Raw genomic sequence first — 7,799 nt, forward strand, 5'->3', positions numbered from 1 at the left:
CAGATCTACCACTGAAGAGGTGTTTTAGGTAGTGCCGCGATGTGGGAAACTTTTAATAAGTCATCAGTTTAACTAGGGTTTACTAAGTACAAACATTCTGCGCTGCACCACGTACAGGGACACCTCCGGACATGAAGAAGGGCGGCGCTCCAGACCGGAGCGGCCGCCCTTCTTCATGTCCGAAGCGCTTCCTGCGGAAGGAAGCGCGGAGGAACTGCGCTTAGGCTTCGAAAGCGCCCTTCACCACGACTTCACCCGCCTGCATCGTGCGGCGGCCCTTCATGAAGACGTCGGTGAGCGCGAGGTCGTCGTCGAAGACGAGCAGATCGGCGTCCTTGCCGACGGCCACGCGCCCCTTCGAGGCGAGGCCGAGCGCGTCGGCGATGGTGGTGGTCATCGGGCGGAGCGCCTTCTCGAGGCCGATCTTGTCGGCGACGGAGCGCACGGCCTCGAGGTCGCAGTCGATCGAGCCGACGCCGAAGCCCACCATTTCGCCCGCGGCGTTGAAGCGCGGCATCGAGCCCTGGCCGTCCGAGGAGAAGGTGATGTGGTCGAAGGGAACGTCCTTGTCGAGCGCGGCGAAGAGCGCGTCGGCGGCCGTGCCCATGTAGCAGCCCCCGCCCGTCGTGATGTCGATGAAGCCGCCCGCGCGCGCGAAGGCGCAGGCGCGGTCGAAGACCTGCGGGTGGCGCGCGACGTGGGTCGGGCGCATGTGCTTGGCGGGAATCCCGCGCTCGATGCAGTACTCGAAGACGTCGAAGATCTGGTCGGCGAAGTTGCCGCAGTGCACGTGCAGGAACCCGGTCTTGCCGGTGAGCATGCCCGCGACGCGGATTTCGGAGAGCAGGCGGAGCACTTCGTCCTTCGAGGGGAAGGACGAGCGGTGGTCGCCCATGGCGATCTTCACGCCGAGGCACTCGGGGATCGTGAAGAGATCCATCTTCGCCGACCCGGTGATCGTGCTCACGGGATAGGCGTAGTTGCTCGTCCACATCCAGCCCGAGGCGCCCTCGACCGTGAGGCCGCGGACCTTCGCGAGGAGGTTCTCGATCGAGCGCGACATGCTGTCCGTGCCCGAAACGCCGAGGAAGGTCGTGACGCCGCCCTTCACGAGCGAGGAGAAGTTGAGTTCAGGGCAACGGCTCGCCCAGCCGCCCTCGCCGCCGCCGCCCGTGACGTGGATGTGCTGATCCACGAGGCCGGGCGTAACGCGGCGGCCGGCCGCGTCCACCGTCTCCATGCCGGGAACGTTCACGTCGAGCTTCTCTTCAACGGCGACCACCTTGCCGCCGGCGAGAAGAATGTCGCGCATGCCGAGATGTTCGGGCGCGTAGAGGTCCGCGTTGCGGACCAGGGTGACGATGCTGCTCATGCCACACTCCTTGGGAATCCTGAGGGGGTCTCTCCTGCGTCGAAGGCTCCGGGCGCGGCGGGTGTTGCTGCGCGCCGCGGGGCCTCAACGGAGAAAGCGGGATTCTAAACCGAGCGGGAGCGCGCGGACGGCCCTAGTCGACGCGCTTCGCGCTCGAGAGTCCGTAGGTGAGGGCCGAACGGAGCGAAAAGAGAAGGTAGAGCGTCACGAGGATCGTGAAGAACGAGATCCCGGCGAACCCCTGCGAGAGGTTGAAGGGAATGCCGAGGATCACGGACTTCAGGAAGTCATCGCCCGGGCCCGCGATCCAGACGGCGGCGAGCGCCGTCATGAGCGCGCCCTTGGAGCGCCCGAAGGTGAGGAGCACGAGCGCGGTGATGATGCTCACGGCGTTCACGACCGCGGGAAGCGTGCTCTTGATGGCGGGCCACGCGAACTGCGCGTCCATCGCGATCACGCGCGCGGCCTCGCCCGCCTGCCGCCCGAGCTCGAAGAGCGAGAGCGCCGCCTTCACGGCGAGGATCAGGAGGACGAGGAGCAGCAGGCCGCCTACGCCCGCGCCCGGCGCCTTCACGGCGGGCGGCACCGAGCGGCCGGCGAGCCAGAGGAAGAGAACGATCAGGCAGGGCGCGACCGCGGCGATGAGCAGACCCGCGGAGGTGAAGTGGATGGTAGTGCTTTCAAACATGAGTGACTACTTGTTGTCGCAGCGGCGCTGCGCCGCCGCGAGGTCCGCCTTCTTCTGCGCGGCCGAGACGGCGCGCAGGATCTCTTCGGCGGTCCGCGGCGGCTCGGATTGGAATTCGACGGCGTCGGGCGTGTTGAGTTCGGTGAGGATGCCGCAGGTCTCCGCACCGCACTTCTCCCCGCGGCAGTGCGCTTCGAGGTCCGTGAGGTGGCGGCGCAGTTCGTTCAGGTCGGCGATGCGGGCGTCGACCTGCGCGAGGTGCTGGTGGATGAGCCGGTGCGCGAGGTCCGCGCCCTCGCGGCTGCCGGAGTCGAGCGCCCCGAGGAGCGCGCGGATGTCCGTGAGGCCGATGTCGAGGTTGCGGCAGTGCCGGATGAAGTCGAGGCGGCTCACGTGGATGTCGCCGTACTGACGGTAGTTGTTCGCTTCGCGCCGCGGCGGCGGCAGAAGACCGATCTTTTCGTAGTAGCGGATGGTTTCGGGGGTGTTCCCCGTGAGTTGGGAGAGATCTCGGATGCGCATGCCTGTCGGTGTCGGGAGCTGCGGGCGCGGCGTGCGTCCGGCCTCTCCCTCTCTAAGAAAGGTTCGTCTTGGTCCTGGGTTTTGTGGTGCCGCGGGGAAAGACGGCGCTACCGAAAGGGATTCTAAGGAGTGAATCGGCGCTTGACATTGTAACGGCTTCAGGGTGTGAAATGGCAAGCAGACGAAAGGGACGGACCAAGAGCCCCAGCCCTCGCTTTTGAAGATTCTTCTGAAATAACAACAAGATGAAGACCATTACGCTCCACTTCCCGGGCATGTGCTGTCCGGTTGAGTTCCGGCCGGTCGAGAAGGCGCTTCTCGCGCTCTCCCCGGCGATCCAGGCCGTGCCCGACTACGGCGTGCGCACGGTGCGCATCCTCATTCCCGACGACGCCGGCGTGAAGGAGGAGGACGTCGCCGCGGCCGTTGAAGCCGCCGGCCAGGCCTTCGAGTGCCTCGACGCGCCCGACGCCCCGCAGGAGCGCGTGCGCATCCGCGTCCCGGAGATGGACTGCCCCGTTGAGGCGGGCGAGATCGACCGCGAGTTCAAGAAGGCGGGGCTCGCCGACTACGAGCTCGACGTGCTCAACCGCGAGGTCGTGCTTCCCGCCGACCACGCGGTCGTGGAGCGCGCGATCGCCGCAGTCAAGGCCGCGGGGTACGAGCCCGACCTCGGGCCGCAGGAGTCCTCCGCGGGCCGTGTGAAGCTCTCCGTGCCGGAGATGGACTGCCCGGTGGAGGCGGGCGAAATCGAGCGCGAATTCAAGAAGGCCGGCCTCACGGGGTACGAGCTCGACGTGATGAACCGCACGATCAGCATCAATTCCTCCGACGCCGCAAAGGCGCAGACGGCCGTGAAGGCCGCGGGGTACGCGTCGACCTTGATCGCCCCCGCGACCGCGGGCGGCGCACGCACGCTCATTTCCGTCCCCGAAATGGACTGCCCGGTTGAGGCGGGCGAGATCGAGCGCGAGTTCAGGAAGGCGGGCCTCACCGACTACGAAGTGAACATCATGAACCGCACGATCGCGGTTCCCGCGGGAGCGGTGGCGACCGCCCGCGCCGCCATCACCGCGGCGGGCTACGACTCGACCGTGATGGCCGCACGCACCCGCGAGGCGGTCTTCGAGGACAAGACGCCCTGGAAGCGCTACTTCCTTGCGCTCGCCGTCGCCATCGGCTGCGAATTCTTTGAGGTCGCGAGCGACTACGGCGTCTTCAGCCTCGACGAGATGGTGGTGAAGGGCATCACCCTCGTGCTCGCCCTCATCGCGATCGCGCTCGTGGGCCTCACGACCTTCCGCAAGGGCATCCAGTCCGCCATGAAGGGCACGCTCAACATGAATACGCTCATGGCGGTCGCCGTCGTGGGCGGCGTGCTGATCGGCGCGTGGCCCGAAGCGGCGATGGTGCTCACGCTCTTCGAGATCTCCGAAGCGATCGAACAGCTCTCGATGGCCCGTGCGCGCCGTTCGATCCGCGACCTGATGAGCGTCGCGCCTGAGAAGGCCCTGGTCTCTCAGGGCGGCGGGCGCTTCGCCGAGATGCGCGTCGAAGAGGTGGGCCCCGGTGCGGTGATCCGCGTGGCGCCGGGCGACCGCGTGCCGCTCGACGGCCGCATCGAGACGGGCAGCACGACGCTCGACCAGTCGATGGTGACGGGCGAATCGATGCCTGCTGAAAAGGGGCCGGGCGACACGGTCTGGGCCGGTACGGTGAACCTCTCCTCGACGATCGAGGTGACGGTGACGGCCGCGGCCTCGCAGAGCCTCACGGCGCGCATCATCGAGGCCGTGGAGAACGCGCAGGCGACGAAGTCTCCGGTGCAGCGCTTCGTGGACCGCTTCGCCGCCGTCTACACGCCGATCGTCTTCGTGGTGGCGCTCGCCGTCGCGATCCTGCCGCCGCTCTTCCTCGGCGACTGGCTCGGCTGGCTCTACAAGGCGCTCTGCCTTCTCGTGATCGCCTGCCCGTGCGCCCTCGTGATCTCCACCCCCGTGACGATCGTCTCGGCGCTCGCCACCGCAACCCGCTGCGGCCTTCTGATCAAGGGCGGCCTCTTCCTCGAAGAGGCGCGCAAGTTGAAGAACGTCGGCCTCGACAAGACGGGCACCCTCACGAAGGGCGAACCGAAGGTCGAGAGAATCACGCTCTTCGCGGGCACCGAGCGCGGACGCGCGCTCTCCCTGGCAGCGAGCCTCGGCGCCATGAACAAGCACCCGCTCTCGGTGGCGATCGTCGCCGAAGCGGCCGCCGAGAAGGCGCCCCTCTACGCAGTCTCCGACTTCACGGCGCTCCCGGGTTCGGGCGTGCGCGGCCGCGTCAACAACGGAACGCTTTCGCTCCTCAACTTCGCCGCGGTTGAAAAGATGGGCTTCGCGGACGACGGCGTGAAGGCCGCCTTCCAGGAGGCTTCGAACACGGGCCGATCCTCCGTCGCCCTCACGGACGCCTTCGGCGTGCTCGCGGTCTTTGCGCTCGCCGACGAGATCAAGCCCGACACGCGCTCGGGGTTGGCGCAGCTCGAAGCCGAGGGCGTGACGCCTTGGCTCCTCACGGGCGACAACGCCCGCGCCGCCAACGCGCTCGCCGGGGAACTCGGCTTGAAGCACGTCGCCTCGGACCTCCTCCCTGAAGAGAAGCTCGCGCGCATCCGCGAACTCCAGGAATCGGGACTCACGGCGATGGTGGGCGACGGCATCAACGACGCCCCGGCCCTCGCGCAGGCCGACATCGGCATCGCGATGGGCGTGCGCGGCACGGACAGCGCGATCGAGGCGGCCGACATCGCCGTGATGGACGACCGCGTGTCGTCGGTTGCGACCCTCGTGCGGCTCTCGCGCATGACGCACTCGGTCCTCGTGCAGAACATCGTCTTCGCGCTCGGCATCAAGATCATCTTCACGATCCTCGCGATCTGTGGGTTCGCCACCATGTGGATGGCGGTCTTCGCCGACACGGGCACGTGCCTCATCGTCGTTGCGAACGGCATGCGGATGCTGCGCGCCAAGAAGAAGCTCGACGCGATGGCGAAGGCCGTCGACGCGCGCATGGGAACCCAGGGCGCCTGAGCCTGACGGAACCTGGGAGCGGGCCGCCGCAGGACCCGCTCCACGAAAGAAGAATCATTCGGTCCGGAGTCCGCTGCACACGGCTGCGCACGGACTCCTTCGACGCCGCCCGGCGCGTCTCCTTCGCGAGACGTCCGGGCGTTTTTTGTGCGCGCCCGCCTGCAGAGGAGCGGCGCGCACTCTGCCGTCGCGCCGGCGGAATCGTCGTGAACGGCACAAAGCCGCGGTCGGCTGCAGGTGGGACGGCACCGCCTGCTGCTCACTGATGTCCTCCGGCATTGGATGTTCCGGCACCTCAATGCTAGATTTTGTGGGATCAGTTTCGACGGGTTGAACCCCAACCCGCGCCGAAGGGATTGTCGCAGCTATTGGCTGAGGCTCCTACCGGTGCCCTCAGCGAGGAACCTTGGAACCATGAGTCAGGATCCGCTCTCTCTTGAGCCGCCCAACGGCGACTTCGTCCGCTACATCGACCGGCTGCAGTCCGGCAAGATTCCCGACCTCCGTCCGCTCGAGGCGGAGGACCCCGCGTCGGCGCTCCCCGGCACTCCGTCGACGAAGAGCGGCGGCCTCTCGATGCGCGACCTCATGCACGCCTTCCGCAAGCGCGAGGCCGCGGACAACTGCGCCGCCACCGTCGCGCGCATGGAATCCTCCTCCAAGACGCCGCCCGCCGCCCCGGCGCCCGCTCCCCGCAGGAAGAAGGCCGATCCCTGGCAGCGCTTCATCACGAGCGCGCTGATGATGTTCGGCATGATGGGAATCCTGATCGGCGTGGACTCGAACGAAGCCGCGCCCGTCATCTTCGGCGGCTTCGCGGTCTTCGCCGGCGCCTTCATCCAGATCGCCTCGAGGCTGCAGGGAAGCAGGTCCGCGCCGGGAGCGTCGGGCAGGTCCGCTGGCCGGTCGAGCATCTCGATTCGGATGGGCAAGTAGTCCGGCCTAGACTTGGAAGAGCGCATTCCAGAACACCGAGGCCGCAAGTAGCCAGAAGAGCGCCGTGCTCGTGCGGTTGAGGATCCGCGTGAAGCACGGGCCCGCGAGCACCTTCACGCCCGCCGCGCAGAGGAGGCTGAAGGCGAGGCGCACGAAGAAGCACGACGACGAAGACCGTCGAGAGGAAGACGATCAGCATCACGTTCGAAGCCTGCAGCACCGCGGCGCCGTCCCCGCCGGCACGCCAGTTCTGGATCCCGAGCCCTGATGAGGACCAGGGCCGAGGCCGCCTCGAGCGCCCTGTAGGCCGCGGGCGACCCGGCGATCAGCGCGCCCAGTCCCGTCGCCGAAACCGCCGCCATCAGCGCGCAGCCGAGCGCTGTCCCAAGGGCGACGCAAGCGCGCACCGGAAGCCGCCGCGAAACCCCGCGGTGATCGTGTAGAGGACGCCGGAGCCCGGCGTCGCGCAGGCGACGAAGGAGACGAGGAGGTAGAGCGGAAGGTCGGTCACGGAGAGATCTGGAGGAAGACGGAGAAAGACGAAAGATGGGGACTTTCGAAGTCCGAACCGACATTCGGCGCCCGATTCTCCTCCTTCGAGGAACGGACCCCGTTGCGTGAGCCTCCCGAGTCTTTCCCAAAGTCTCCCTGAATAGGCACTTTCTCCTACTTCAGGAACCGCCCGCTCAAAGAATCGGGCCGCGCGGGAGGACCAGCGTTGGACAGCGGCCCCGAGTCGTGTCAAAGTTTTTCTTTGACACAGCTGAATAGAGGCGCAGCGCGGATGAGCGCCGCTCGGATGGGGGCACCCTGATGAAGAGCGGCGGGAGGCCAAGCTGCCGAAACCGGCGGGCAGGCATGCCCGCTTGAGTTGGGCGTCGGCGGAATACGCCGACGACTCCCGGAGGAGACCCGGACGGTCCCGCTCCGGAGGCGCTATCGGCGGCGACGCTCCCCATTTCCGGGCCGGGCTCTCCTTCCGCGCGCATCCCCACCTCCTTCGCGGACGCAGTGCGGCGAGGACCGGCAGAGAAGACCGGCCCCTCCGTGCGAGAGAGAACATCACGCGGCCGCGGCAAAGGGAAGGACGAGGAGCGCACATCAGGCGTGAAGGACGGGACCGGGGCCCACCTCCAGAGGATTTGAAGAGCTGCACCCGCTCGAAGAAGCGGTGCGGCTCTTTTCGCATGCGGCGTCGAAATCCTCCACC

7 protein-coding genes and 1 riboswitch are annotated in these 7,799 nt (G+C 67.3%); of the genes, 2 read left to right on the forward strand and 5 right to left on the reverse strand.

The features are described from left to right. Nucleotides 1–220: 220 nt before the first annotated feature. The 3 genes from iadA to ACT6Y9_RS06830 all read right to left on the reverse strand — a co-directional run bounded on the left by iadA (nucleotide 221) and on the right by ACT6Y9_RS06830 (nucleotide 2,582). Nucleotides 221–1,372, reverse strand: a complete 1,152-nt coding sequence (gene iadA, locus ACT6Y9_RS06820) for a beta-aspartyl-peptidase (protein ID WP_295477381.1) — start codon at nucleotides 1,370–1,372, stop codon at nucleotides 221–223. 133 nt (nucleotides 1,373–1,505) lie between these two features. Next, complete coding sequence (locus ACT6Y9_RS06825; protein ID WP_295477379.1) at nucleotides 1,506–2,060, reverse strand: hypothetical protein; 555 nt, start codon at nucleotides 2,058–2,060, stop codon at nucleotides 1,506–1,508. A 6-nt stretch (nucleotides 2,061–2,066) separates the two neighbouring features. Continuing rightward, entirely contained in the window at nucleotides 2,067–2,582 is a 516-nt protein-coding gene (locus ACT6Y9_RS06830; RefSeq protein ID WP_295477377.1) for a MerR family transcriptional regulator, read from the reverse strand. Nucleotides 2,583–2,827: 245 nt separating this feature from the next. Here ACT6Y9_RS06830 and ACT6Y9_RS06835 point away from each other — a divergent pair, with 245 nt between their 5' ends. Then, nucleotides 2,828–5,653, forward strand: a complete 2,826-nt coding sequence (locus ACT6Y9_RS06835; RefSeq protein ID WP_443743974.1) for a heavy metal translocating P-type ATPase — start codon at nucleotides 2,828–2,830, stop codon at nucleotides 5,651–5,653. Nucleotides 5,654–6,067: 414 nt separating this feature from the next. Further along, the gene (locus ACT6Y9_RS06840) at nucleotides 6,068–6,589 is read left to right on the forward strand and encodes a hypothetical protein (protein WP_443743975.1); all 522 of its coding nucleotides are present in this window, start codon (nucleotides 6,068–6,070) and stop codon (nucleotides 6,587–6,589) included. A gap of 6 nt (nucleotides 6,590–6,595) precedes the next feature. On the opposite strand, the gene ACT6Y9_RS06845 is transcribed toward ACT6Y9_RS06840, so the two are convergent. After that, nucleotides 6,596–6,742, reverse strand: coding sequence for a hypothetical protein (locus ACT6Y9_RS06845; RefSeq protein ID WP_443743976.1), 147 nt, complete (start codon nucleotides 6,740–6,742; stop codon nucleotides 6,596–6,598). Nucleotides 6,743–6,950: 208 nt separating this feature from the next. Continuing rightward, nucleotides 6,951–7,100: a hypothetical protein gene (locus ACT6Y9_RS06850; protein WP_443743977.1), complete on the reverse strand. Its 150-nt coding sequence runs from the start codon at nucleotides 7,098–7,100 to the stop codon at nucleotides 6,951–6,953. A 249-nt stretch (nucleotides 7,101–7,349) separates the two neighbouring features. Next, a riboswitch (Lysine riboswitch) is annotated at nucleotides 7,350–7,536 on the forward strand. Nucleotides 7,537–7,799: the final 263 nt, after the last annotated feature.

Origin of the sequence: Sutterella sp. (assembly GCF_052272535.1) — a bacterium.
GTDB lineage: Bacteria > Pseudomonadota > Gammaproteobacteria > Burkholderiales > Burkholderiaceae_F > Sutterella.

Coding starts and splice junctions, on each gene's coding strand:
- ACT6Y9_RS06835 (WP_443743974.1), top strand. CDS start 2,828: ATGAAGACCATTACGCTCCACTTCCCGGGCATGTGCTGTCCGGTTGAG.
- ACT6Y9_RS06840 (WP_443743975.1), top strand. CDS start 6,068: ATGAGTCAGGATCCGCTCTCTCTTGAGCCGCCCAACGGCGACTTCGTC.
- ACT6Y9_RS06830 (WP_295477377.1), bottom strand. CDS start 2,582: ATGCGCATCCGAGATCTCTCCCAACTCACGGGGAACACCCCCGAAACC.
- iadA (WP_295477381.1), bottom strand. CDS start 1,372: ATGAGCAGCATCGTCACCCTGGTCCGCAACGCGGACCTCTACGCGCCC.
- ACT6Y9_RS06825 (WP_295477379.1), bottom strand. CDS start 2,060: ATGTTTGAAAGCACTACCATCCACTTCACCTCCGCGGGTCTGCTCATC.